Annotated in this window: 24 protein-coding genes and 1 pseudogene; 8 read left to right on the forward strand and 17 right to left on the reverse strand. The window is 71.1% G+C overall.

Features of this window, described 5'->3' with window-relative positions; all coding sequences use genetic code 11:
* Positions 1–198: 198 nt before the first annotated feature.
* Together ACFVXJ_RS00475 and ACFVXJ_RS00480 are read left to right on the forward strand one after the other, a co-directional pair.
* Entirely contained in the window at positions 199–756 is a 558-nt protein-coding gene (locus ACFVXJ_RS00475; RefSeq protein ID WP_389658532.1) for a TetR/AcrR family transcriptional regulator, read from the forward strand.
* Between the two features lie 269 nt (positions 757–1025).
* Complete coding sequence (locus ACFVXJ_RS00480) at positions 1026–1415, forward strand: hypothetical protein (RefSeq protein ID WP_389656264.1); 390 nt, start codon at positions 1026–1028, stop codon at positions 1413–1415.
* 314 nt (positions 1416–1729) lie between these two features.
* Here the strand turns inward: ACFVXJ_RS00480 and ACFVXJ_RS00485 are convergent, their stop codons facing one another.
* The 10 genes and pseudogenes from ACFVXJ_RS00485 to ACFVXJ_RS00530 all read right to left on the reverse strand — a co-directional run bounded on the left by ACFVXJ_RS00485 (position 1730) and on the right by ACFVXJ_RS00530 (position 13099).
* Entirely contained in the window at positions 1730–2188 is a 459-nt protein-coding gene (locus ACFVXJ_RS00485) for a hypothetical protein (RefSeq protein WP_389656267.1), read from the reverse strand.
* 205 nt (positions 2189–2393) lie between these two features.
* Positions 2394–3182 (reverse strand): hypothetical protein, encoded by a 789-nt coding sequence (locus tag ACFVXJ_RS00490; protein WP_389656270.1) that lies wholly within the window; start codon positions 3180–3182, stop codon positions 2394–2396.
* A 341-nt stretch (positions 3183–3523) separates the two neighbouring features.
* Positions 3524–3811: a hypothetical protein gene (locus tag ACFVXJ_RS00495; RefSeq protein WP_389656273.1), complete on the reverse strand. Its 288-nt coding sequence runs from the start codon at positions 3809–3811 to the stop codon at positions 3524–3526.
* A 113-nt stretch (positions 3812–3924) separates the two neighbouring features.
* A complete protein-coding gene (locus ACFVXJ_RS00500; protein WP_389656276.1) occupies positions 3925–4719 on the reverse strand; it encodes a TIGR04222 domain-containing membrane protein in 795 nt (264 codons plus the stop codon).
* A gap of 743 nt (positions 4720–5462) precedes the next feature.
* Positions 5463–5702 (reverse strand): annotated as a pseudogene (locus ACFVXJ_RS00505) (hypothetical protein); the annotation flags it as partial.
* 527 nt (positions 5703–6229) lie between these two features.
* Positions 6230–7162, reverse strand: a complete 933-nt coding sequence (locus ACFVXJ_RS00510; protein ID WP_389656279.1) for a carbohydrate ABC transporter permease — start codon at positions 7160–7162, stop codon at positions 6230–6232.
* Positions 7159–8490 carry an ABC transporter permease subunit gene (locus tag ACFVXJ_RS00515; protein WP_389656282.1) on the reverse strand — a complete coding sequence of 444 codons (1332 nt, stop codon included), beginning with the start codon at positions 8488–8490 and terminating at the stop codon, positions 7159–7161. The genes ACFVXJ_RS00510 and ACFVXJ_RS00515 overlap by 4 nt, the downstream gene beginning before the upstream one ends.
* 9 nt (positions 8491–8499) lie before the next feature.
* Positions 8500–9831: an ABC transporter substrate-binding protein gene (locus ACFVXJ_RS00520; protein ID WP_389656285.1), complete on the reverse strand. Its 1332-nt coding sequence runs from the start codon at positions 9829–9831 to the stop codon at positions 8500–8502.
* A 97-nt stretch (positions 9832–9928) separates the two neighbouring features.
* Positions 9929–11611: a glycoside hydrolase family 13 protein gene (locus tag ACFVXJ_RS00525; RefSeq protein ID WP_389656288.1), complete on the reverse strand. Its 1683-nt coding sequence runs from the start codon at positions 11609–11611 to the stop codon at positions 9929–9931.
* Positions 11612–11824: 213 nt separating this feature from the next.
* Positions 11825–13099: an ABC transporter substrate-binding protein gene (locus tag ACFVXJ_RS00530; protein WP_389656291.1), complete on the reverse strand. Its 1275-nt coding sequence runs from the start codon at positions 13097–13099 to the stop codon at positions 11825–11827.
* A gap of 168 nt (positions 13100–13267) precedes the next feature.
* Between ACFVXJ_RS00530 and ACFVXJ_RS00535 the strand changes: the two genes are divergently transcribed.
* From ACFVXJ_RS00535 to ACFVXJ_RS00545, 3 genes are read left to right on the forward strand one after another with little or no spacing between them, the layout of a single operon-like run.
* Positions 13268–13774, forward strand: coding sequence for a PadR family transcriptional regulator (locus ACFVXJ_RS00535; protein WP_389656294.1), 507 nt, complete (start codon positions 13268–13270; stop codon positions 13772–13774).
* A complete protein-coding gene (locus ACFVXJ_RS00540) occupies positions 13771–14538 on the forward strand; it encodes an ABC transporter ATP-binding protein (RefSeq protein WP_389656297.1) in 768 nt (255 codons plus the stop codon). The genes ACFVXJ_RS00535 and ACFVXJ_RS00540 overlap by 4 nt, the downstream gene beginning before the upstream one ends.
* A 2-nt stretch (positions 14539–14540) precedes the next feature.
* Positions 14541–16886, forward strand: a complete 2346-nt coding sequence (locus ACFVXJ_RS00545) for an FtsX-like permease family protein (protein ID WP_389656300.1) — start codon at positions 14541–14543, stop codon at positions 16884–16886.
* A gap of 61 nt (positions 16887–16947) precedes the next feature.
* Here the strand turns inward: ACFVXJ_RS00545 and ACFVXJ_RS00550 are convergent, their stop codons facing one another.
* The 3 genes from ACFVXJ_RS00550 to ACFVXJ_RS00560 form a co-directional block, all read right to left on the reverse strand.
* A complete protein-coding gene (locus ACFVXJ_RS00550; protein WP_389656303.1) occupies positions 16948–17280 on the reverse strand; it encodes a hypothetical protein in 333 nt (110 codons plus the stop codon).
* Positions 17281–17528: 248 nt separating this feature from the next.
* Positions 17529–18359 carry an ammonia-dependent NAD(+) synthetase gene (gene nadE / locus ACFVXJ_RS00555; RefSeq protein ID WP_389656306.1) on the reverse strand — a complete coding sequence of 277 codons (831 nt, stop codon included), beginning with the start codon at positions 18357–18359 and terminating at the stop codon, positions 17529–17531.
* A complete protein-coding gene (locus ACFVXJ_RS00560; RefSeq protein WP_389656309.1) occupies positions 18356–18811 on the reverse strand; it encodes an FAD-dependent monooxygenase in 456 nt (151 codons plus the stop codon). Before ACFVXJ_RS00560 ends, nadE begins: the two co-directional genes overlap by 4 nt.
* On the opposite strand from ACFVXJ_RS00560, the gene ACFVXJ_RS00565 reads away from it, so the two are divergent.
* Positions 18717–19121, forward strand: a complete 405-nt coding sequence (locus ACFVXJ_RS00565; protein ID WP_389658535.1) for a hypothetical protein — start codon at positions 18717–18719, stop codon at positions 19119–19121. The genes ACFVXJ_RS00560 and ACFVXJ_RS00565 overlap by 95 nt on opposite strands.
* Positions 19122–19912: 791 nt before the next feature.
* On the opposite strand, the gene ACFVXJ_RS00570 is transcribed toward ACFVXJ_RS00565, so the two are convergent.
* Both ACFVXJ_RS00570 and ACFVXJ_RS00575 read right to left on the reverse strand, forming a co-directional pair.
* Positions 19913–20278 (reverse strand): hypothetical protein, encoded by a 366-nt coding sequence (locus tag ACFVXJ_RS00570; RefSeq protein WP_389656312.1) that lies wholly within the window; start codon positions 20276–20278, stop codon positions 19913–19915.
* 176 nt (positions 20279–20454) lie between these two features.
* Positions 20455–20841: a VOC family protein gene (locus tag ACFVXJ_RS00575; RefSeq protein ID WP_389656315.1), complete on the reverse strand. Its 387-nt coding sequence runs from the start codon at positions 20839–20841 to the stop codon at positions 20455–20457.
* 72 nt (positions 20842–20913) lie between these two features.
* Here ACFVXJ_RS00575 and ACFVXJ_RS00580 point away from each other — a divergent pair, with 72 nt between their 5' ends.
* Positions 20914–21984, forward strand: a complete 1071-nt coding sequence (locus ACFVXJ_RS00580; protein ID WP_389656318.1) for a helix-turn-helix transcriptional regulator — start codon at positions 20914–20916, stop codon at positions 21982–21984.
* A complete protein-coding gene (locus ACFVXJ_RS00585) occupies positions 21981–22304 on the forward strand; it encodes a hypothetical protein (RefSeq protein ID WP_389656321.1) in 324 nt (107 codons plus the stop codon). The genes ACFVXJ_RS00580 and ACFVXJ_RS00585 overlap by 4 nt, the downstream gene beginning before the upstream one ends.
* A gap of 117 nt (positions 22305–22421) precedes the next feature.
* Here the strand turns inward: ACFVXJ_RS00585 and ACFVXJ_RS00590 are convergent, their stop codons facing one another.
* Both ACFVXJ_RS00590 and gntA read right to left on the reverse strand, forming a co-directional pair.
* Complete coding sequence (locus tag ACFVXJ_RS00590; protein WP_389656324.1) at positions 22422–23117, reverse strand: MOSC domain-containing protein; 696 nt, start codon at positions 23115–23117, stop codon at positions 22422–22424.
* Entirely contained in the window at positions 23114–23818 is a 705-nt protein-coding gene (gene gntA, locus ACFVXJ_RS00595) for a guanitoxin biosynthesis heme-dependent pre-guanitoxin N-hydroxylase GntA (protein ID WP_389656327.1), read from the reverse strand. Before gntA ends, ACFVXJ_RS00590 begins: the two co-directional genes overlap by 4 nt.
* Between the last annotated feature and the right edge of the window lie 23 nt (positions 23819–23841).

A 23841-nucleotide genomic window follows, 5' to 3' on the forward strand; every position in this document is an offset into this window, starting at 1 on the left:
CCATGAACCTTGAATGGCGTTCTAAGTTCTTGAATGGCATTCAAGATGCGCCGCCGGATGGGACCGCGTCAAGACCTTGTCCGGGATAAAGTCGGGCCACGAAGATCGGGAAGGCGGGCACGGGTGGCGGGAGCAGCGGGGGCGGCGGGGGCGGCGGGGGCGGCGCGACGGCGCGACGGACGGATCGCCCAGGAGCGCATGCTGGAAGAGGCCATGGCGGCGATCGCCGAGGGCGGGCTCGCGGAGCTCACCATGTCCGCGCTCGCCGAGCGCCTCGGCACCAGCGGCGGCCACATCCTCTACTACTTCGGCAGCAAGGACCGGCTACTGATGGCCGCACTGCGCTGGAGCGAGGAACAACTGGCCGTGGAACGCAGGCAGTTGTTGGAGCGTCGGGTGACCGCACACCGCAAGCTCGCACTGTTCCTGGAGCTCTACCTGCCCCGCGGTCCCCGCGATCCGCGCTGGACCCTGTGGATCGAGCTGTGGGCCCGCACCCCCTCAAACGAGGACCTGCGCGCCGCCCAGCAGGAGATGGACGACGGCTGGCAGCGGGACTTGGAGGCCTTGCTCGCCAAGGGCGTGGCCCAGGGACGTTTCGCCGCCGACCTGGACGTGGCCGCCCGCGCGTCGGAACTGCTCGCACTGCTGGACGGACTGAGCACCCGGGTGGTGCTCGGACAGCACGGCGCCGACCGCGCCGCCTCCCTGAAGCACGCCACCTCGGCGGCGGCGCTGCTGATCCCGCACGCCTGAGGGTTGGCCCGGGGATGATCCGTTCACACCGCCTCGGCCGCCCCGGAGCGACGCGAGGCCCCCGCAAGCCTCCCCACCCCCGCCACCCCGGCCACCCCGGCCACCCGAGAAGGCGCTGCCCACAGTCGCATAACGGCCGGCCGAAGCATCAGCGGGCCCCTCGCTGTGGCCCCGACAGGGGCGTCGGCGGACCACGGCTCCGCGCCGCCGGCCTTCAGGGGGAGGCAGCCGCCCGCCATCCGGCTCCGCACGCTGGATAGGATTCCGGCATGGCGAAGACGACTGCGGAGAAGCTGGGCATCAAGGAGGGGGCGACCCTCCTGGTGTTCGGGGCGCCGGCCGACTGGTCGTGCGGACCTCTTCCCTCCGCCGCCACCGTGGTCACGGAAGCCAAGAACCCGGACCTGGTGTTGCTTTTCGCCCCCGACGCCGCGACCCTCGACGCCACCGTCGATAAGGCGCTCGACGCGGTCCCGTTCGACGGTCTGGTCTGGGTCGCCTACCGCAAGGGCGGTGTGAAGGCCGGCACGGACCTCAACCGCGACGTCCTGCAGAACCGCCTCTCCGGCCACGGCCTGGTCGGCGTCACGCTGATCGCCCTCGATGTCATCTGGTCAGCCATGCGCGTCCGCCCACTGGACCGACCGGGCCGACGCTGACACCGCACGACCTGGTAGTTCATTGCCAGGTGGTGTCGTAGGTCTTGCCTCGGGATGGCCTGCCGGCAGATGGGGTGCGCGGCGTAGCGGTGCCCGGCTGCCCCGCCCCGGGAGCTCGGGGTACCCGGGGTGGGGGGCGCCTCGGCCTGTTCAACGAACGGGAGAAGTATCGGTTCCGCAGGAACCGCGAGGCTCGAAGCCACACCGCAGAAGCCGCTTGCGGCGGCTCCGCCTACCGCGGCTGTCTCGGCGACGCGCAACGCAGCCACGAGCAGCGGCGCACCCAGGAGCACTTGTCAGAAAAGATCCGACTGTCAGTCCTTGAGCTTGTATGTGCAGGGCTTGTCCGACCCGCCGCCCTGATTGTCCGCGACTTGCTTACCGTCGACCTTGATCGTGCACGGGGCGGCCTTGAGCATCCCGTCCGGGCCCTTGACCGAACCCGGCACCAGCGACACCGTGACGCCGACCTTCAGCTCGGCGCCCTCCAACTGCATGGACTCCGTCTTCGTCCAGGGCAGCGTCACCTGCTCGAAGTGGTTGGTGTTCCCGATCCACATGACGTTGGACGGCCCCGTGCCGTCCACCTCGAAGACCACCTGATGCGGAACGCCCTTCTTACCCGAGGACGAGCCCTTCGCGCCGCTCGCCGAGGCACTGGGCGAGGCGGCGGCCGCCTTGGCCGGGCCGGCGTCCTTCTTCTCGCTGCCGCACCCCGTCAGCAGCGCGGTCGCCGCGAGCAGGCTGATGGTGAGAGTGGCTGTCTTGCGCATGTGCGAACATCCCCGTTGTCGAACTGATCGTTGCCGGTGCAATAGGAGACCGTAAATCACGGCGCTGCGCCAAGGGACACCGCCCGACGCACATCGACCCGGCCCCGCACTACACCTTCTGGTAGGCGCCGTTCTCGTACTGGCCGAGGATAGCCCGGTGACTTGGGCCGTTGACCTGCCGAGCCGGCGGCGGGCGAGCGCTCCATCAGTCGGCCCAGGGCAGTCGTAGAGCCTCGATTTCCATGTCGGCCACGAGGGCTTCGACGAGCGGGGCGGGACCCGCCACTTTGGTGGCCCAGAGGTCGTAGTCCGTGCAGAGGACCCAGGAGCGATCCTGGGCCCAGAGGTTGGACGGGGTCCAGTTGTCCTCCTCGGGGTGGTCGTACAACTCCTTGGCGTCCGCGAGTACCCCGGCCCGGACGTGCACGGTGTCAAAGTCCGCCGCCCCCTGCAGAAGCGGGCTGTAGTAGGCCAGGCAGTTGGTTTCCGCACCCTGCGGACTGTGCTCGATGAGGATCTCGATCAGGCGGTCCCAGTCGGTCCGGTCCAGGCAGCCTTCGGACGGCCCCGTGATGCCGACTGGCCGGGCGCTCGGCTCCCGGAGCGAGGGAAACGAGCGGTAGCAGGGCAAGTGGCCTTCAGGTGCCACGGGGTCACCTGTCCGTCGCGAGAGCTCCGCCCAGAGCAACCGGCGCCAACGGGGGCCGTGCGGCTCACCGACCGTGCCCCCGAACACGTCCGCGGGGTCGAGCCCCGAGATGATCTCGGGCCCGCCGCCATTCAGAACGGCTCGTTGATACGCGACGTAGGACATGCCGGTCGGCCCGAGTTCGTGTTCGTACATGGAGTGGAGCACCCAAGCAGCGTCGGGCAGTGCCGGCGGCATAAAGCCGGTGAGCCCATCGTCGTCGGCCAGCTCCCGCAGCCATTCGATCTCCCCGGCGGCGGCCGGCGGCCACCCGGCGATCGCCCGGGCAACGGATGTCTCGTTCATCCGTTGAGGATCTCACCCGCTGCCGGGCGAGCGCCGGGTACAGCTCCCGGCCTACTCCACTCACGCTCCAAGTGCCTTGGCAGACCGGGTCGGGAATCAGTCTTGGACGCGTTGAGGCAACACGCGGCGCGGCAGTGGCTGACGCCATTCGCCTGGCTGGGCGACGAGGATCCGGCGAGCCAGAGTCCGTGCCGTGCCCCAGGCCGTATCGGCAGCCAGTGCCTCGGCCCACCGGCCGGCGCGACCACAGGGTTGTTCTCGCCCACGAGCCGACCTATGGCCTTCGGACGAACCTCCACGCCCTCCCGCCACGCTGGGCACACCCGGGGGACGGGCGCCGATCAGCGGCGGTCGGCGCCGAGGGTTTCGCTCTCGCGCAGCACTGTAAGGGCGAAGGCGAGGCGTTTGTCCAGTCGGCCATCGCGCTTGACGAAGTACCAGCGCTTGTCGTGTGTGGTGCGGGGGAAAGTCAGTACCGCTTCCCCGTACCGGCCGTCCGCGCCTTCCTCCTGCCCGGCCTTCGCGCCCACCGCCCAGACCACGGGTTTGAGGGGTGAGCCGGAGTCGGTGCCTTCGTCTGACCCGAAGGACGGCAGGGAGTCCACGACCCCGTCGAGGACATGGCCCACCCCGCGCCCCAGGGCCGCCCCTCGCCCAGTCGCGCGGGGCCACCATGGCTTGCCGAACGCACACCCCTGGACGGCCGCGCCTGTGGGACGCCGTCCGGCCCGTTTTCCCGGGATCAGCCCCCGCACCCCCCTCCCCCGCCTGGCGAGTCGTGCCAGCCCCCGCGTCCACTGCGCTCCATGGGCTCCCACGGGGGACGGGTCAACAGCCCGCTCTCCTTCGTGAACCGGGGAAGCCGGGCGCGCAGCGCCGGGGCGCCGAAGACGGCGACGCTCAGCAGCAGTCCCCCGGGGTCGTCCCGCTCCGAGCCGGGGCGATCCCCGGCACGGGCTTGGCGCAGCCGGAGCAGCTCGGCGCCGCGGGGGGTGCGTCGGGGGCGCGTCCACAGCACGAGGGCGGCCATGTCGGCGAGGAGCATGAGCCACAGCCACACCGTCTCCCCGCCACCTGCGACGGCCCAGGCCGGTGCTGCGGCGAACACCGGGAGCAGCAGGGCCCGTGCGGTCCAGCGTCGCCCGGCGGACACCAGCAGCCCCGCACGCTCCAAGCCCCGGGTCGTTTCCCGGATGGCGGCCCGTACCCGGTCTTGGTTTTGCAACCGGCGCGGATGTGTTTTCCCGTAGAGCACGTCGTACTGGGCGCGGGCCACCGCGGAGCAGTCGCGCGGCGGCCGCCGGTGCTCGACCGCCCGCACCGTTCGCCGGAATCCGGCCTCCACTGCTCCGGCCAGGTACAGCTCGACCAGCCCGGTCTGCGCCGCCCCCCGCGCTCCCCCACGCAACAGCCCCATCTCCACCGGCGACAACGCCCGGCGCGACGATCCGACCCAGCCGCCGGCGAACCGCACCACCCCCGCCAGCAGCACCAGAACCCACGCCAGACCCGCCGGCACCCCACCCGTCAAGCCCACACGAACCACCCCCCGGTTTCAGCCTTCCCCGGTCGTCCGCCGCCCGAAGCCCGATATGGTCCAGCGCGTCGGCCACCTCCTCGGCGTTGCCGCCGCGCCGACGCAGCGCGACCTCCGCGATCAGGTAGAGCGCCGGCTCGAGGTCGCGGGTGGCCAAGACATCCCGGTGGGGGCCGTGACTGCCACCCACCGTGCCTGCCGTCCTCGCCCAGCAGGAGGCGCCGGCCCCCGTCCTCCGCTGCCCCAGCGACCAACCATGTCGACCAGGGGGGCGTGTCGCGCGACCGTCCGCTGCCAGGCCTTCGCAAGTGTCCGCTTGGTGAGCTCCATGACTTCAAGATAGAAGGGGGCACTGACAACCGGCCGACCGCCGCCGGCCCGTTCAACGCCCAACCGCCCAGGACCGGTACGGGCGCGCCCCGTCACCGTGAGCAGCCGCGCGAACGCCGACGCCTTCACCCCGACCGCCACCAACGGGGCTGTATAAAGGCCACACTGGGCCCGAGGCTCCGGCCCGGGCGGGCAGGCCGACACCGACGGCCTTTCAACCCCGCCGCAATCCGACGCCACTGAGGGGCGCTTGCTGCCCCTTCTCGCCCGCCGCCTGACCCACGGCTGGGACCCGGCTCGGAGTTGGGGGCCCGGGGTACATGCGCACTCGGGCGATCGGAACCGATGCCATGGCGGAGGCAACGTGCCGGTGCCCCCGCCGTGGCTTCGATGCGCGAACCGGCTCCGGTCGCTCAGCGCACGCGTTCGACGCGCGCACGCCGGATCAGGTTCTTGCCCGGCTCCCGCACCTTGGCGAAGGCCGCGTTGTTCAACAGGACACAACTGCCCGACGGGCCGTTCACCGTCACCGTCGTCGCCTGACCGTTGTCCAGATTCGTCACCCGCAACTTCGTCCCCACCGGAAACGTCCCACTACTCGCCGCCGGCGCGCCCGCCTCACCCGACAACGTCACCGTCGACCCCTGACACACGACGTCGGGGACGGCGGCATTGCCGGTGGCCATCGTGGCGACGAGCCCTCCGGCCACAAGTGCTCCCGCGACGACACCGAGCACGGCCTTCTTCTTGGAACTCATGGTCCGCTTCCGGGACATGGACACTCCTCGATCGGATGGACGCTGTCCCCCCTGTCCTTCATACGGGCCGACCCGACCAGGCGGCGCGGTCTTGTCACCACGTGACAACTCCCTCCCAGCGAGGGGGTTTTGGGCGCTGCGCGGCACGCCGTCGCGGCTCGACGCTCAACGAGCACGTGCGAAGAAGCAGGTCACGACCCGACGCCCAGCGGAGCGAGGTGTAGTGGAGCGCTCACACCGACGGTCTTGATCGACGTGCGGCCGAGGAGCCCACAGGCGGCGTTAAGGTTCGGTTCAGGCGCCCTTAATCATCTGACCTCCCGGCCCGAGAGGGTGTCCGCAAGTGGATGCGGCGACCGTATGTGCCGCCGTCTCCGTGCCTGCCGGCGCGGTGCTCCCATCCCGCGCGACCTGCGCGGGCGTCACTTCACCGAGCCCGCCATCACGCCCTGGACGAAGTGCCGCTGGAAGGCGAAGAAGACGATCAGCGGGACCACCAGGGACAGGAACGCGCCCGGCGCGAGAACGCCGATGTTGCTTCCGAACTGCCGCATCTGGGACTGGAGGGCGACCGTGAGGGGTTGGGACTCGCTGTCCGCGAAGAGCAGCGCCACGAGCATGTCGTTCCAGACCCACAGGAACTGGAAGATGGCCAGACTCGCGATGGCCGGACGGCCGAGCGGCAGCACGAGCCGGGAGAAGATCCGCCATTCGGTGCCGCCGTCCATCCGGGCGGCTTCCAACATTTCGCGCGGGATCTCGGCGAAGTAGTTGCGCAGCAGGAAGATCGCGAAGGGCAGCCCGTAGGCCACATGGAAGAGGACGACGCCCGGAATGGTGCCGAACAGGCCCACCGCACCGAAGAGTTTGGCCACGGGCAGCAGGCCGATCTGCACGGGTACCACCAGCAGCCCGACGACCACGAGGAAGATGCCGTCCCGGCCGGGGAAGTCCAGCCACGCGAAGGCGTATCCGGCGAGGGCCGCGATGCCGACCACCAGGAGGGTCGTGGGTACCGAGATGAGGACGGTGTTCCCGAAGGCCGCCGCGATGCCGGAATCCTTGAGCAGGGCGGTGTAGTTGCCCAGGGACAGCTCGGAGGGGTCGGTGAACACGTTCCACCAGCCGCCGGAGGCGTTGTCGCGTTCGGAGCGCATCGAGGACAGGAACAGGCCGGCCAGCGGGGTGATCCATATCAGGGCGACCAGGAGCAGCAGTGCCTGGACGGCCGACCTGCTCAGCAGGCGCGACAGCCGGCCCTTGCGGGGCGGTTTGGGCCCGGACGTGGCAGGGGCGGGTTGGACCGCGGTCGTACGCCGGGGTGCCCTGCGCTCGATGGTGCCGTGACTGCTCATGCCGCGCTCCTTCGGAACCGTCGGATGTTGAAGACCATCGCCGGGACGACCAGCAGGAGGAGCACCACGCTGAGCGCGCTTCCGAGGCCCTGGTTGTTGCCGCCGCCGAAGGAGACCAGCCACATGCGGGTGGCCAGCACGTTCGCTTCTTCCTGCACGGGTCCGGGCGCGATGATGTAGACGAGGTCGAACACCTTCATCACGTTGATCACCAGCGTGACGAACACGACGGTGAGCACCGGCGCGAGCAGCGGCACGGTGATCTTGCGGAAGATCTGGCCCTCGGTGGCACCGTCCATCCGCGCGGCCTCCAGCGCGTCGCGCGGGATGGCGGCGAGCCCCGCCCCGATCAGAACCATGGCGAAGCCGGTCCACACCCACAGGTACGCGCCGATGATGGCGGGTGTCACCAGGGCCGGGCCGAGCCAGTTCACGCCTTGGTAGGGGGCTGCGAAATTGGCGGCGGGCAGCCGAAGGGTGTACTCGCCGTCGGCCAGCCCGGTGAAGTGGAACGAGCCGTCGGCGCCGGAGGTGGCGGTCGCGGCCGTCCGGCCGTCCCGTACGGCCTCGACCGTCATGCCGGGCAGACCCTTCTCGCCCGGGTCGACCTCGCCCGGCGTTCCGGAGCCGCCGGGGGCGAAGTCGAGGTAGACGACGCCCCCGATCCCGTCCGGGCCGGGCGCCGCGGCGGCAGCCGGCTTCGCCGTGGCGGGCACCGCGTCGGGTGCCACCCCGACGAGGCCGAGGTTGACCGAGCGGCCGGGACGCATCGCCTTGGTGGTGCTGTAGGGGCCGCCTGCGCTGCCTGTCAGGGCTTGGCCTTCGCGGATACGGGCCGTCGGATAGGCGGCGGCGTCCTCGAAGGTGTCGTGGACACCGACGACGACCGCGTTGAGCACGCCCCGGCCCGGATCCTGCTCGTAGGCGAGCCGGAAGACGATGCCCGCGGCGAGGAAGGAGACCGCCATCGGCAGGAAGAGCGTCAGTTTGAACGCGGTCGCCCAGCGCACCTTCTCGGTGAGGACGGCGAGCATCAGTCCGAGTCCGGTCAGCAGGGTCGGGGCGACCACGACCCATATGGCGCTGTTGCGGATCGCTTTCAGGGTGGCCGGATCGTGGACGATCGCCACGTAGTTCCCGGCTCCGACGAAACGGTTGCCGCTGGCGTCGAAGAGACTGCGGCAGAACGAGAAGACGACCGGGTAGACGACCAGGGCGCCGAGCAGCAGCAGGGCCGGCAGCACGAATACGACCGCGAGGCGGCGCCTCCTGTTGTGGGCCCGGCGCCGGGGGTCGGCCGCGGCGCGGGCGGTCAGGGTCTCAGCCATGGGGGCGCCTCAGTTCCCGTACGCCTTGGCGGCTTCAACCTCGAGCTTCGAGGCCGTGCCCTGCGGGTCCGAAGGGTCGCGCAGGAAGTCCTGGAGGAGCTTCCACTCGCCCGCGCCCTTGGTGCCGCCGAACGCCGCCGGGGCTTGGTCCGACATGTCGAAGCGGACGGAGTTGCCCGCCGCGACCAGCGATTGGGCGGTGCTGCGGGTGGTGTCGTCGCCATACGCGCCGAAATCGACCTTGGTGTTGGGCGACAGGAAGCCGCCCGCGCCGGCCCACACCTCGGCGGCCTCGGGGCCGGCCAGGAACTCGAGCAGCCGCATGCCCGCCTTGCCGTTCTTCCCCGCCTTGAGGACGACGGCCGCGTCACCGCCGCTGACGACGGGGGCCTTGCCTCCGTCGACCGCGGGGAACGGGAAGAACTTGGCGTCCTGCCCCGGCTTCTTGCCGAACTGGTCCTTGGCGACGCCGCCGACGAAGTCGCCCTCGTAGACCATGCCGGCCTTGGGCTCCGGCCCGAATACCTGCTCGACCGAGGAGGGGAAGTCGGTGCGCAGCGCCGTCTCGGCGCCGCCGGAGACGAGTTGCTTGTCCTTGAACAGTTCGCCGAGGGTGGTGAGGGCTTTGACGACGCTGTCGTCGGTCCACTTGAGCTTGTGCTGGGCGAGTTGGTCGTACTTTTCCGGCCCTGCCTGGGAGAGGTAGATGTTCTCGAACCAGTCGGTGAGGGTCCAACCGTCCTCGCCCGCCACGGCGAAGGCCGGGCGGCCGGAGTCGGCCAGGGTACGGCCGACCTTGAGCAGGTCGGCGTAGCTCTTGGGCTCGCCGACACCGGCCTGGGCGAAGGCGTCGGGGGCGTACCAGACGGTGGACTTGTGGGCGGCCTTGAAGTAGAGGCCGTAGTACGTGCCGTCGACGGTGCCGTAGTCCTTCCAGACCGGCGGGAGGGTGGAGCCGGCCGTCCGGGCCGCCTCGTCGGACAGGGGCTGGAGCCAGCCGGCCTTGGCGAACTGCTGGAGGACGCCCACCTGGGGGATCATCACCACGTCGGGTGCGTTGCCGCCCTCGATCTTGCTTCCGACGAAGGTGGAGACGTTGTCGCCGGAGGGGACGAAGACCGTCTTGGCGCCGGTCTTCGCGGTGAAGGCGTCCAGGACCTTCTTGAAGTTCTTCTGTTCGCTGCCCGTCCAGACGCCTGCCACGGTCACGGTCTGGCCGCTGAGTTCGCCGCCGCTCGCGGGTGCGGTGGTGCCGCCGCAGGCGGTGGCTCCGAGGGCGAGGGCGAGTGCCGCCGACGCGGTGGCAGCGGTCCGTCGGGTGGGCTTGCCGGGTCGTCGCATGAGGGGTCCATTTCGAGGAGGGCGGGTTCGGGACTGCGGTGTCGCCTCGGGCGTCACCGCGAGGGGTGTTGCGTCGGCGCACGGGGCGCCGCGCGGGTTACGGAGCGGGGCACTCCGAGGTCCACCAGGCGGCCGTCGCCGCCGGGAGCACTCCGTCCGGGCAGGGTCCGCTGGCGAGCAGCGGGGTCCCCGCGACGGGGGCGGGCACGGCCTCCGTGCCGAAGTTGACCGCGCAGACCAGGCCGTCGCCCCGGGCGATGGCCAGCACCTGCGGAGGCGTCTCGAGCCAGCGCAGGGTGCCGTCGCCGAGCTGCGGCAGGCTGCGCCGCAGTTGGAGGCCGTCGCGGTAGAGGTGCCAGAAGGAACGGGTGTCGGCCAGGGCCCGATCGGTGGCGTGCTCGGCGAACCACTCCGGTTGCGGCAGCCACGGCTTGGCGCCGGCCGCGCCCTGGCTGAAGCCGAACGGCGAGGCGTGGCCCGACCAGGGCAGTGGTACCCGGCAGCCGTCCCGGACCCGCTTGCGGCTGCCGGTACGGCGCCAGATCGGGTCGGTCAGGACCTCGTCGGGCAGGTCGAGGACCTCGGGGAGACCGAGCTCCTCCCCCTGGTAGACGTAGGCGGCGCCGGGCAGGGCGAGCATCAGCAGGGCGGCGGCGCGGGCGCGGGCGGCTCCCAGCCCGCTGCCTTCCACGCCGGGCTCGCCCGCGTAGCGGGTGACGGTGCGGACCTGGTCGTGGTTGTTGAGCACCCAGGTGACGGTGGAGCCGGTGCCGGCGATGTCGCGCATCGCCTCGGTGATCGTCGAACGGAAGGCGTCGGCGTCCCACGGGGCGCTGAGCAGGTCGAAGAAGAACGCCTGGTGCAGTTCGTCGGGCCGGACGTACTCGGCGTGTTCGCGGGCCGTCGGTACGGACACCTCGCCGACCAGCAGCCGCTCGCGGCCGTCCCGGGTGGCGTACTCCTCGCACACCGTGCGCCAGCGGCGCCACACGCCGTGGACCTCGGGCCGGTTCCAGGCGAGCTGGTTGACGGAGTCGCGGGCCCGCTCGTCGGCCGCGGGGTCCTCCGAGTCGGGCAGGTCGGGGTGCTTGAACAGCCCGGCGGCGACGTCGATCCGGAAGCCGTCGACACCGCGGTCCAGCCAGAAGCGCAGCACGCGCTCGAACTCGTCCCCGACGGCCGGGTCGCGCCAGTTCCAGTCCGGCTGCTCGGGCGTGAACAGGTGCAGGTACCACTCTCCGGGGGTGCCGTCGGGCGCGGTGGTCCGGCTCCAGGCGGGGCCGCCGAACATGGCGCGCCAGTTGTTGGGCGGCTGCGCCCCGTCCGGGCCGCGGCCCGGCGCGAAGTGGAAACGGGAGCGCGGGGGGCTGCCGGGTGCTGCGGCGAGGGCCTCGCGGAACCACGGGTGCTCGCTGGAGCAGTGGTTGGGGACGATGTCGAGCAGCAGTTTGAGGCCGAGGCGACGGGCGTCGGCCACCAGCCGGTCGAACTCGTCGAGGTCGCCGTACACGGGGTCGACGCCGCAGTAGTCGGCCACGTCGTAGCCGTGGTCGTGCTGCGGCGACGGGTAGAAGGGGCTGAGCCAGATGCCGTCGACACCGAGCTTCCTGAGGTAGGGAAGTCCGGCCCGTACGCCGGCCAGGTCGCCGATGCCGTCCCCGGTGCTGTCGAGGAAGCTGCGGACGTAGACCTGGTAGATCACCGCGTCGCGCCACCAGGAGTCGGGTGCGGGGGCGTTGCGGGAGGGGTGGCCGGTGCCGGCCGGAAGGGTGCTGAGCATCTCGCGTCGACCTGTTTCTGCTGAATGCGAGAGCGCCCTGGATCAGGTGCGCTGTTATGCATGCATGTTAAGTAGCTATGACCGGAGAGTGTCAACGATGCGTCCGGAAACAGCACAAATCTGGGGTGGTTTGCCCCTAAGTAAGCGGATACACGAAAGAGGGTGCCTACTTAACATGCAAGTAGGCACCCTGGGATGAGGAATCGTGTGGGGTCAGTCGGTGCGGGAAACACCGCCGAGCTCGCGCGCAAGCCGCGCCACCGCCTGGTCAGGTGTCTCGCGCCGCGCCATCAGGTCCTGCGCCACGGCCTGTACCGCCAGGCTCACCTGGTCGTAGCGGGCGCTCTTGGGGCGCGGCACCGCCGACAGCACGCTCTGACGGAGCGTGGACAGGTAGGGATAGGCGCTCAGGAGCTGGGGGTCCTCGTAGAGCGCGGCGCGCACAGGTGGGAGCGAGCCCTCGGTCAGCACCTTCCGCTGGACCCGTTCGCTCGTGAGGTAGGAGATGAGGTCGGCCGCCGAGGCCGGATGCCGGGAACGGCTGCTGACGGCCAGGTTGGAGCCGCCCAGCACACTGGTGCCGGGCCCGTCCGCTCCGGGCAGCGGCACGACGCCGAACCTCCCCGCGACCTTCGACCCCGCCGCGCTCGCGTCCGCGTAGACGTAGGGCCAGTTCCGCAGGAAGAGCAGCCGGCCGTCCTGGAACGCCCGCCGGGACTCCTCCTCCTTGTAGCCGAGCGCGTCCTGGGAGATCCAACCGTCCCGAACGCCGTCCGCGAGGAACCGCAACCCGGCGCGTGCCGCGTCGGAGTCGACCGTCACGCGGGCGCCGTCGTCGCGCAGGATCGAACCGCCCGCCGAGTGGACGGCCTCCGTCACGTTGACGGTGAGTCCCTCGTACGGCAGGAACTGGCCGGCGTACCCGTCGAGTCCGTGCTTCGGGGCGATCGTGCGTGCCTGGCGGACCAGGTCGGCCCAGGTACGCGGTGGTTGTTCGCCCTCCTCGTCCAGCACGTCCTTGCGGTAGTACAGCAGTCCCGCGTTGGTGACGTACGGGACCGCGTACAGCCTGCCGTCGAAGGTGGCGGTGTCGACCACGGGCCGCAGGAACGCGTCCAAGGGGAAGCGGCCGCGATCGAGCGGGGAGATCCATCCGGCCGCGGCGAACTCGGACGTCCAGGCGACGTCGATGTTCAGCACGTCGAAGCGGTTGCTGCCCGACCGCAGCTCGCTGATCATCTGGGCGCGGGTCTCGTCGGCCGAGTCGGGCAGTTCGACGAGCGTGACGCGCTCGCCCGAATGTCCGGCGTTCCAGTCGTCGAGCAGCGGGGAGAGGTAACCGGTCAGGTCCCCCGCCGTGACGAGCGTCATGGGACCGCGGCCACCGGCGGCCACGCCGTCGGGGGCGCGGGCGCCGAACCCGGCGTACCCGGCCAGCACCACCGCCACGACCAGGAGAGCCCTACCCGCGGCACGCATCCACCGCATAGGTTCCTCCCCGTGCACGATCCGGCTGCGCCGCCGACTATCGGGGCCTATATATACCCGTTAGGCATGGGCGATACTAGACGTCCAGGCAGACGGGCATGATGGCGGCACCACCCGGCCCGCTGCCGGGTGAACAGGTGACTACCGAGCGGGAGGGAGGAGGAGCGAGTGCGGCTGCCGCTCCTGGCACTCCTCACCCGTGGCCCCGCCCATGGTTACGAGCTGAAGCAGGACCTTGAGAAGCTCTTGGGCGCCGCGTACCCTCAGCCCAACGTCGGCCAGATCTACGTCACCCTCGGCCGGCTGGAGAAGAGCGGCCTGATCGAAGGCGAGGACGTCGAGCAGTCGGGCCGACCCAACAAGCGCACGTACAGGCTGACCGACGCCGGACGAGAGGCCGTGCTGGCCTGGTTCGACGAGACCGCCGAGGAGCCCCGGGTACGGGACGAGTTCTTCATGAAACTCGCCCTCGCGCCCCGGTCGGGGCTGGCCGACCCGGTCGCTCTGATCAACAAGCAACGACGGCAGTACCTCAACACCATGCGGGACCTGTCGAAGCTGGCCGCGGCCGAAGACCGCGACAACAAGATCTCCCAACTGCTGATCGAGGGGGCCATGCTGCATCTGCAGGCCGACCTCGACTGGCTGGAACGCTGTCAGGAGGAGCTGGAATGAGCGAGGACGCCGCGACCGCTCCTGCCGTGCCCATCGTGCGGGCCGAGGGCCTGACCAAGACCCACCACGGCGAAGGCGCACCGGTGCACGCCGTGCGCGGGGTGGACCTGACGGTCCGGCCGGGCGAGTTCGTCGCGGTGACCGGGCCGTCGGGAGCCGGGAAGTCCACACTGTTGCATCTGATCGGCGGCCTCCAGCGGCCCGACGGCGGGAAGCTGTGGATCGGCGCGGAACGCGTCGACGAATACCGGGAGGCCCGCTGGGCGGTGCTCCGCCGCCGAAGCATCGGAGTCGTCTTCCAGTTCTTCAACCTGGTCTCCAACCTCACCGTCGCCGACAACGTCGAACTGCCCGCCCTGCTCGCCGGCGCCTCCCCGAAGTCCGCGCGCGAGTCCCGCGCCGAACTGCTCGCCGAACTGGGGCTCGAAGGTCGCGAACGCTCGATGCCCGGCGAACTCTCGGGCGGCGAACAGCAGCGGGTCGCGCTCGCCCGGGCCCTGGTCAACCATCCCGCGCTGCTGCTCGCCGACGAGCCTGCCGGCAGCCTCGACAGCAAGGGCACCCGGGAGGTGCTGCGGCTGCTGTCCCGCTTCCACCAGCGCGGCCAGACGATCATGATGGTCACCCATGACGCCCGGATGGCCGGCGCCGCCGACCGCGTCATCAGCTTCTTCGACGGCCGCATCGCCGACGATGCCCAACTCGGTGACGGACGCCGCGGGCCGGCCGGCGGCGTGTCCCGCGTCCTCGAACTGAAGGACTGAGGGTGCGAGCCACTCTGCGCTGGGCGCACGCCGGCTTCCGCGCGCACCGCGGGGAGGCCCTCTTCGTCGTCCTGGCCAGCGCCGGGATCATCGCCTCGCTCCTGCTCGCCGGCGCGATGTTCAGCTATGCCGCGAACCCGTGGCAACGAATCTTCAATCGATCCCAGGGCGCGCACATCTGGCTGGACACCCGTGCCGGTGCGGCCGACGTGGATGCCCTGGGCCGCCTGGACGGGGTCGCGGCCCTCTCCGGCCCCTACCGCACAGCGGCGACGACGGTCGAGTCGCGCGGCGCGCGGGCCGGGGTCACGCTACGGGCGACCTCGGCGCGGCCCCCCGAGACCGGGCGACCGCTCCTCACCGCCGGCAGTTGGCTCACCGCGGGGGACGGCGGGACCGGGGCCGGGGTTGGGGCCAAGGCCGGGGCCGTCGTATTGGAGAGTTCCGTCGCGCGGGCCTTGTGGGCGGAGCCGGGCGAGACGGTGCGCGTCACCGGACCGGACGGCGCCCCGCACGAACTGTGGGTGGCTGGCATCGCCGAGGCGGCCGAGCCCCGGTACCAGCCCGGCGGCGCACCGGGCATCGGCTGGGTGCTCTCCGCCACCCTCGACACGATCGCCCCCACGGGCACCGGGACGAGCGTGGGGCTGCGCCTGAAGGATCCGGCGGACACCGACTTCATGGTCCAGCGCGCCGTGACCGTCCTGGGCGCCGACCGGGTGGCCCAGGTGACGAAGTGGCAGCAGGCCCGGGCCGAGGCAGGCGGTGACGACCGACTCCTCGGGCAGATGTTCGCCGTGTTCGGTCTCGGTGCGCTGCTCGCGGCGGCACTCGCCGCTTCCGGCGCGATCGGCGCCCGCGTTCGGGGCCAGCTCCGTGACATAGCCATCCTCAAGGCCGTCGGCTTCACTCCGGGCCAGGTGGCCCGCGGCTTCCTCGTACAGCATCTGGCCTTCGCGCTGCTCGGGGTGGCCCTCGGCACGACGGCGATCGCCCTGCTCGGCGCCCGGATACCGGGGCGCGTCGGGGAAGCGGCGGCGGCCTGGCAGGACCTGCCCGGCCACACGGCACTGATGGTCGGCGTCCCCTGTGGCGCGGTGCTGCTGATCGCGGCCGCCACGGGCATCTCGGCCTGGCGCGCCGGGCGGGTGCCACCGGTGCCCACGGCCCGCGCGGCGTTGCCGACCGCCGCGCCGATGACCGCACTGGGCAGGCGGGCGCTGGGGATTCGGGTGCCTGCCGCACTGGTGCTCGGATGGCGCGCCGCGTTCCCCCGACGCGGCCGGACACTGGCATCCGTGGGCCGGCTGGCCCTGCCGCTCCTGCTGATCACGGTCGCGCTCGTCGCGTGGTCGACACTTGACCAGTTCCGCAGCCGGCCCGCGCTGATGGGGCTGCCCGCGGCCCTGACCGTACGGGCCGAAGGGTCCCCAGGGCCGTCGGACGCGGAGCTGGAGAAGACCCTGGCGGCGGTCCCCGACATCGCCGCCGTCCATCCCGGTGCGGAGATGGCGGCCTTGGTCCCGGGACAGACCGGCACCATCACGCTCCGCGGGCTGGGGACGACGGCACACCCGTACCCGTCGGCCGTGGTGGAAGGGCGGGCGGTCGGCGGCCCGGACGAGGCGGTGGCCGGGCAGGGACTGCTGGACCTGCTCGGTGTACGGGTCGGCGACTGGGTGCGCATGACCGTCGAGGGACGGCCGCAGATACTGCATCTCGTCGGCCGCACCATCGAGCCCGATTCCGGCGGCCGCGTCATCACCACCACCCTCGACGCGCTGCGCGAGCGTGATCCGCGGCTACGGCCGCAGTTCCACTCCCTGGTGCTGCGCAAGGGTGCGGATCCTCGGGCGGTGAGGACCGCGCTCGCCGCGGCAGCCGGGGGCACGCTGGAGATCCGGGAGACGCCCAACCCGGCCGACCGGCTGCAACCGGCACGGGCGGTGATCGCCGCCCTGATCGCGGTACTGGCGCTGATCGGCCTGCTCGAACTGCTGACGCTGATCAGTGCGGCGGTGCGCGACCGGGGCCGGGACCTGCTCGCGCTCAAGGCGATGGGGCTGACGCCCCGGCAGATCGGCTCGATGATCGTGGCGGCCGCCGGACTGACCGCGCTGGTCTCCGCCGTGTCCGGAACGGTGCTGGGCGCGGTGGTGGGCAGCCGGCTCGTGGACGCGCAAGGCGCATCGAGCGGGATCGGCGCCGGAATCGCCCACCTGCCGTCGCTGTCGGTGCTGCTGACCGTGATCGTCGCAGCGGTGCTGGGTGCGGTGGCGGCGGCGACCCTGCCGGCCACGCGCACGGCACGGCGGCGACTCGCGGACTCGCTGAGCGAGACGCTCTGAGTGCGCGGCAGGGCCGTCGCACATGAAGAGCAAGTGCCGCGGGCAGTCTCCCTCGACAGCGTCACGGCACCGTGAACCAGCAAATGTCAGCGGAGTCGGGCAACCGGGAATGCGCGTCGACGCCTGCCGCGATTCGCGCCAAAGCCCCGGCCTTGTCCGAATTCCATGGCCGGAAGGGATCCTGTTCCGACTCCGTCAGGTCTCCCGGTCTCGCCCCGGCGTCGTACAGATCGGCGACCATCCGCATGAGCAATCCCAGCTGCTCCTGGAATGTGGCGCCACGCCCGAGCAAACTCCCCACGGCTCCGCTGACGACCGAGAAACCGAGCCAGTCGTCGTGTGCGTACTGACTGAGATAGTCCAGCTCTCGGCGGTACGCCTCGTCATTCGCCATGGCTCGGCTCCCATGCTGTGGGGTGTGGAATCGCCTGACCCGGCGCAGCCGCAACCCGTTCAGTCGGCTGCTCGCCGCAGACAGCAAGGCGCGCGTCGGTGGGTCCGCCGGCGCGGCGCAGCTCCAAGGAGGCGTGTTACGGGAAGCTGCGCGGCGCTACCTCCCGCAGCCACTTGCGCGGTCCGACAACGCAGGGAGGGAGGTGCCGTGCCGGGCGGCGCGTCCCGTGGACCTTGCCGTTCACCGCACTAGGGAGCCACCGGCAGCCGACGCTTGTGGTCCGTGAGGCGGTAGCGGCGGACGATCGTTTCGAAGGCCCGCTCGTCGACCGGCTTGCCTTCCAGGAAGTCGTCGATGTCGTCGTAGGTGACCCCGAGCGCGTCCTCGTCGGCCTTGCCCGGGTCGAGGGTCTCCAGATCCGCCGTCGGTGTCTTCCATACCAGCTCGGCAGGCGCACCCAGGGCGTCCGCGACGGCGCGCACCCGGCGCTTGGTCAGGCCGGTCAGCGGGACCAGGTCGGCGGCGCCGTCACCGAACTTGGTGAAGAAGCCGGAGACCGCCTCGGCGGCGTGGTCGGTGCCGACGACCAGGCCGTCGTGCGCGCCGGCCAACGCGTATTGGGCGATCATGCGCTGGCGGGCCTTGATGTTGCCGTGCACGAAGTCCTGGTGGCGGGCATCGCGGAAGCCCGCACCGGCAGCGAGCGCGGCCTCTAGCGCGGCGTCGCTGGCGGGCTTGATGTCCACGGTCAGCACGTGGTCGGCCCGGATGAAGGAGAGCGCGAGCTGGGCGTCGTGCTCGTCGGCCTGGACGCCGTAGGGCAGCCGCATCGCGTAGAACCGCGCCTCGTGCCCGGCGGTCCGGGTTCTCTCGACGGCGAGCTGACACAGCCGGCCGGTGGCGGTGGAGTCGACGCCGCCGCTGATGCCGAGCACGAGCGAGCGCAGACCGGTGGAGGTCAGTTGCTCGGCGAGGAAGGTCACCCGGCGTTCGATCTCCCGCTCGGCCTCGAAAATCTCGGCGACCTGGAGTTCCCGGGCGATCTCCTGCTGCAGGGCGATGGCCGCCGACTCACTCACGTCTGCTCCTCTTTCCTGTTCACGATGTGGTGTCGGGCCACCCTACCCAGGGGTGCGTCGGCACCGCCGTTCGGATCCGGCCGCCGGGGGCGTTGTGTCCGTCTGCCGTCGGAGCGGCGCTGGGCAGCCGGCCCTGAGACCGGTCTGCCGGATCGTGGGCCGGCCGAGCGAAATGCCGGCTGGATGATGCGCCGGGGCCGGGGCACGGCGTCGTACCGGGCGGGCGCGGCTTCGACGCTGGGCTCGGTCGCGAGTGCGGCGGCCAGGGTGACCGCGTTCCCCAGTGCCCGGCAGGCGCCCTGCCCGAGGTTCGGGGTGATCGCGTGCGCCGCGTCGCCGAGCAGCGCGATCCGTCCGATCGCGTACGCGGGCCCATGGCTACGGATCGGCGCACCCTTCTCGCCTACGCGGCTCCCGCCCCTTCGCACGACCGAGGACCTGGTGGACGGCATGGCGCTGCTCGCCCGACAGCGGCTCACAGGCGCGGGCCGCCGCCGCTCCCCCGCCCCCTACGCCTGCGCCTGCGCCTGCGCCATCGAGAGCGTGCGCGACCCGCAGCTGCGCGAGATCCTCGTGCCCCGCGAGAACGCCGGCCGCGAGGCCGTTCGACGGTTCCTCGCCGGGCGTGATGTGACAGACGTCGCGAGCCGCACGCACACCCTGCTCACCTGCCTCGACGGGCTGGTCTTCGACCGGCTCGTGGGCGGGGGCGAGGTGCCGCGCGAAGCCCTTGAAGGGATCGTCGGCGCCGCCCTGCGCTAGGACTTCCCGCGCCTGCGAGACCGGCGAAGCCATGTTCGACCGGTGTGACCAACGGGCCCCGGATGCCGTCTCATCGGGTAACAGTCGGCACCCGGGGGGCGTCACGGATCATCGCTCAGGCCGCGTACTCGGGATGGCTGTCGCCGCGTTGGTGGGCCTCGTCGGTTGCGGCGGCGGCAAGCCTTCGACGGCTCCGCACCCGAGCCCCACTCGTCTGCCGTACCCGACTATGTTGCGGCCTACCGTTCCGGATACACGGCGGGCAAGGCCGTCTACGACTCCTCGGGCAAAGGGGCGGCCGTGCGGGAGACCGTATGGGGTGGCTGTACGCGTCGGGCCCTGGAGGCCGGCAACGCCGCCGAGACGGATCGTGGCTCCTGGGTGCGGGGCTGCCTCCACGGCGTCGCCAACGCCCCTGAACAGTTGCCGACCGGCCCGGTGACCAAGCGGACCCCGGATGCGCAGATGCTGGAGCGGTTCCGTGCGTGGGCTCGCGCCAAAGGCGAGGCCGGACACGTCGATCACCCCCGCACGCTGGTCACAGTCCAACTGACCGAACACGACTATGACGTCGAGTTGAGCACCGACTACCCGGCAGGGCCCGGGAAGGCCGGACCTGAATCGCTCGCCCGACAGTTTCGTCGAGTGGTGGGACGGCGATCACGGCCGGGACGGCACCGCCAGGAACGTTCTGATCCTCGGCGCAGATGGGAAGCGGCTGACCGCAGAGCGCATCTGAGGAGCCGCACGCCGAAGAACAGGACACCGTCCGCCGGAAGGCCCCCTGTCGGTCAGGCGCGGTCGGTCAGCTCCTCCGCGAACACCTGCGAAAGAGGCTGCGGTCCCACGTATTGTTGGCAGTTGCACTGGCCGGCCTCATAACGCAGCGGCTTCTTGTTCACGTCCCAGGCCGTCGGCACCTCGACGCGTTCGTGACACCCGCCCCGCTTGTCGTGTTTGGCGAGATGGTGCGTGCACCCGCACACCGGTTCCGGCGACTTGTGCGCCGCTTCAACGGCCAAACGTTCCTGCTTCGCCGCCTCCAGCAACTGCAGCTTCCGCTCATGCCGATTACGCAGAGCGGTGCGGACGTTGTCGGCTGCCCACGCGAAGCCGCCCGTCCAGAAGATGATGAGAATCCACCAGAACCAGTCCACCAACCGCCCCTTCCCCCGTGTCCTGCTGCGGTTCAGCATAGACGGCTCGGCACATCCGAGGCGCCGCGCGTGGACGGGGGTATTCGCGCAGGCTTGCCGCCACCCTCAGCAGGACAGGCCGGGGTCCTCGCCCCGGCCTGCTCGCACTGTCGTGATCGTCAGTCGGCCGATCAGGCTCACACCAGGGTGGTGATGCAGAACGGGTGGCCTGCGGGGTCCAGCAGGACCCGCCACCGGTCGGGTTCCGGCTGGTCGGCGGGCTCGACCGCCCCGAGGGCGAGCAGCCGGGCCTGGGCGATATCCAGGTCGTCGACGCCCAGTTCGATGTGCGCCTGCTTCTCCTGGGAAGGGTCCGGCCAGGTGGGACGTCGGTAGTCGACCAGCCGGTTGAACCCCAGCCCCGCCGAGCCTTCCTGGCCGAGCAGGACGAAGTCGTCAGTGGAGTAGGCCACGGGCAGGCCGAGGGCGTCGCCGTAGAAACGGGCCAGTTCGGCGGGGTCCGGGCAGTCGAAGGTGACGGCCGCAAAGCGGATCGCGGGTGCGGACGTGTTTTCAGTGCTCATGGGAGAGACGCTACGACGGGACCAGGACAGATTCGGTCCTGGTCATGCGGGAGATTGCGGGAGACTACGAAGGTGATCAGCACATCCGCCCGCCTGCTGCGACTGGTCTCTCTGCTGTCCGCGCGACCGTCGTGGACCTGCGGCGAGCTGGCCGACAAGATGGCGGTCACCGAGCGCACGGTGCGGCGTGACGTCGCACGGCTTCGAGAACTCGGCTATGGCGTCGAGTCCGACCCCGGGCCGTGGGGCGGCTACCGCCTGCGGCCCGGCGCCCGGGTGCCACCGTTGGTCCTCGATGACGAAGAGGCACTCGCCGTGGCGGTCGGGCTGCGCGAGGCGGCACTCAGCGGCGTGCTGGGTGGCGACCAAGCCGCGCTCTCCGCTCTGTTGAAACTGCGTCAGGTCCTACCACGCCGGATCGCGGACCGGCTGGGCGAGATGGACGCCGCCCTGGTGCACACCACGAGGTCCGACGAACCGCAGATCACGCCCGGCATGCTGCTGGAATTGGCCTCCGCCTGCCGCCGGGGCGAGCGCAGCCGCCTGTCGTACCGCGATCGGGAAGGACAGGCCACGGTCCGGGACGTCGACCCGTACCGCCTGGTCCACACGGGACGCCGTTGGTACTTCGTCGCCCGGGACGTGACGCGGGACGAATGGCGTACCTTCCGGGCCGACAGGGTGGGCCGGATACGGCCGACCGGGCGCCCGGTGGAACTCGGCGACCCACCCGACCCGGCTCTGCTCGTCTCCCGCTCCATCGCGACCGGCGCCTACCCGCTCTACGTGACGATCCGCCTCCCGCTGCCCTTGGAGAAGGCGCTTCGGCTGATCCCGCCGACGGTCGGTACTCATCGCCCGGAAGGCCCCGACGCCACGATCGTCGAGATCGGCGGCCCCACAGCGGACGGGCTCGCCACGTACCTCCTCAGCCTCGCCACACCCCTGCGGGTCCTGTCACCGGACCCCGTACGGGAAGCCCTGCTGCGCCGCACCCGGGAACTGTTCGAGGACAACGACCGCTCCGGGAGCACCAACGGACCGGCGCCCGACACTCCCGGCTCCCCGAGCGCATGGAACACCGGCGCCCCGGGCACCCGCCTGGACCAGATCAGCCACGCCGAGCAACGGGAGACCAGATGATCCGCAACGCCGTCACCTGCGACCGTGAGAGCTGCCTCGCCCTGTACCTGGAGGCCGAGGAGCCGGAGAACAGCCGGTTCGAGGACGTGATCGCGGAAGCCGGGTGGGTCCTGCGGCCGGCGGCCGGGGTCCTGCCGGGCTACCCGGCCGCGCCCGATGTCCTCGCACACCTCTGCCCCGCCTGCGCGTCCGAACGGGGCCCGGTCCGCGAACGCGGCAACTGCCCCACCTGCGCCGGCGCGACCGAGGAGCTGGACAGCGGATCCACCTGCCGCTACTGCCGGAAAGTCGTCCCCCATCTCGCCGACAAGTGGTGCTGACCCGCGGACACAGGAACGCAGGAACGCACGAACGCAGGAACACGGGCATCCACCGTCACGCCGGCGTCCACCGCCCTCGTGCCTCGACAGGAACAGACCCCGCGACCGGGCGGCGCGCTACCGCTCGGTGCGCGCGGCGTATTTGACCGTGTACCGCTGGGCGATCTCCAGTTGTTCGCGCTCCATCCACGGGGCGGCCACGAGCACGTCGGGCAGCAGCGCCCGTTCGGTGGTCACCGCGCGGAACAGGCGGGACACGGTCACATCGTGGTCCGGGCGGCGCACGACGGTGATCCCGTCACCCGCACTGATGTCACCCGCCGTGATGACGCGGAGCATCGCGCCGGGGGACGCGGCCCGGGTGAAGCGGCGCACCCACCCCTTCTCGCCGAGCCGGCCGGCGAAGGTGCGGCAGGGAATCCGGCCGCCGGTCACCTCGACGACGGCCTCGGGGCCGATCCGCCACTGTTCGCCGATCAGCGCGTGGCGCAGGTCCATGCCGACGACGGTCAGGTTCTCACCGAACGAACCGTTGGCCAGTACGCGGTTCAGCTCCCGTTGCCAGCCGTCCAGGTCTTCCCGGGCGAAGGCGTACACGGCGCGGTCGTCGCCGCCGTGGAAGCGCCGGTCGCACACCGCGTCACCACTGACGCCGCTGCCCGCCAGGCCGGGCGGCCCTGCCGGGGCCACCCGGACCGGCCCCTCCACCGGGCGCTTGTCGATTCCCGTCACGCCGCCCGGGGCGTCCGTGTAGGGCACCGCGCGAGCCCGTCCGATGTTGACGCTGAGGATGGAGCCGTGCGCGCCGTTCACGCGTCGGGCCTTCGTGTACCCGGCACGGGCCCCCCGGATGAACCGCCCCGGGGGACGAAGGGGCAACGCCAGTCCGCATCCGTCCGCATCCCCGAATACTGACGTACCTCGGACGACTCGCCGAATTCGGCGAGGTTCGGGTTGATCGAATCCTGCAGGCGCAGTTCGCGCTCACGGATGCGGCGCTGGAGACCTTCGTAGACGCCGTTCTCCACCAGCCGACGGAACTGGTGGTGCGAGTTGAACGCCAGCGCGGGGAACGGGAAGCGCCTGGTGATCCTAGACGCGTTCTCGTGCAGGCCGACGATGAAGAACGGGTGCCCGGCCACACTGAAGCCGAACTTCGGGGAGTCCGGATCCGGGTCCGCGCCCTCCGCCCAGGTGTAGCCGCGGTCCGCGTCGAAGGCGTGCAGGTCGGCGAGTTGCCGCCACAGCAGTGCGTGGAAGTCGGGCTCCGGGAGCCGTCGTGGTCCCTCGAAGACGGCGACGATCGTCGCGAAGTTCTGGCCGGGGTCGAGGTCGCGCGAGACGAACTCGGTGAGGGCGCCGTGGAGCGCGGCCGTCGCGCTCCCGGTGCCCATGACGCCCACCTGGACGTGGCGCAGGCTCTCGCGGCGCAGTGCCGCCTTGGCCCCCAGGCAGGAGAACTCCTCGCTCTCGATCCACGTCGCCAACTGCTCGCGGACGGATATGGCTGTCATGAAACCTCTCCCTCGGCGTATCG

Source organism: Streptomyces sp. NPDC058279 (genome assembly GCF_042881255.1).
Classification (GTDB): Bacteria; Actinomycetota; Actinomycetes; order Streptomycetales; family Streptomycetaceae; genus Streptomyces.

What these genes read in the sequence shown, in the direction of transcription:
- ACFVXJ_RS00475 (WP_389658532.1), top strand. Translation starts at nt 199, where the DNA reads ATGCTGGAAGAGGCCATGGCGGCGATCGCCGAGGGCGGGCTCGCGGAG.
- ACFVXJ_RS00480 (WP_389656264.1), top strand. Translation starts at nt 1,026, where the DNA reads ATGGCGAAGACGACTGCGGAGAAGCTGGGCATCAAGGAGGGGGCGACC.
- ACFVXJ_RS00485 (WP_389656267.1), bottom strand. Translation starts at nt 2,188, where the DNA reads ATGCGCAAGACAGCCACTCTCACCATCAGCCTGCTCGCGGCGACCGCG.
- ACFVXJ_RS00490 (WP_389656270.1), bottom strand. Translation starts at nt 3,182, where the DNA reads ATGAACGAGACATCCGTTGCCCGGGCGATCGCCGGGTGGCCGCCGGCC.
- ACFVXJ_RS00510 (WP_389656279.1), bottom strand. Translation starts at nt 7,162, where the DNA reads ATGAGCAGTCACGGCACCATCGAGCGCAGGGCACCCCGGCGTACGACC.
- ACFVXJ_RS00515 (WP_389656282.1), bottom strand. Translation starts at nt 8,490, where the DNA reads ATGGCTGAGACCCTGACCGCCCGCGCCGCGGCCGACCCCCGGCGCCGG.
- ACFVXJ_RS00520 (WP_389656285.1), bottom strand. Translation starts at nt 9,831, where the DNA reads ATGCGACGACCCGGCAAGCCCACCCGACGGACCGCTGCCACCGCGTCG.
- ACFVXJ_RS00525 (WP_389656288.1), bottom strand. Translation starts at nt 11,611, where the DNA reads ATGCTCAGCACCCTTCCGGCCGGCACCGGCCACCCCTCCCGCAACGCC.
- ACFVXJ_RS00530 (WP_389656291.1), bottom strand. Translation starts at nt 13,099, where the DNA reads ATGCGGTGGATGCGTGCCGCGGGTAGGGCTCTCCTGGTCGTGGCGGTG.
- ACFVXJ_RS00540 (WP_389656297.1), top strand. Translation starts at nt 13,771, where the DNA reads ATGAGCGAGGACGCCGCGACCGCTCCTGCCGTGCCCATCGTGCGGGCC.
- ACFVXJ_RS00550 (WP_389656303.1), bottom strand. Translation starts at nt 17,280, where the DNA reads ATGGCGAATGACGAGGCGTACCGCCGAGAGCTGGACTATCTCAGTCAG.
- ACFVXJ_RS00560 (WP_389656309.1), bottom strand. Translation starts at nt 18,811, where the DNA reads ATGCCGTCCACCAGGTCCTCGGTCGTGCGAAGGGGCGGGAGCCGCGTA.
- ACFVXJ_RS00575 (WP_389656315.1), bottom strand. Translation starts at nt 20,841, where the DNA reads ATGAGCACTGAAAACACGTCCGCACCCGCGATCCGCTTTGCGGCCGTC.
- ACFVXJ_RS00585 (WP_389656321.1), top strand. Translation starts at nt 21,981, where the DNA reads ATGATCCGCAACGCCGTCACCTGCGACCGTGAGAGCTGCCTCGCCCTG.
- gntA (WP_389656327.1), bottom strand. Translation starts at nt 23,818, where the DNA reads ATGACAGCCATATCCGTCCGCGAGCAGTTGGCGACGTGGATCGAGAGC.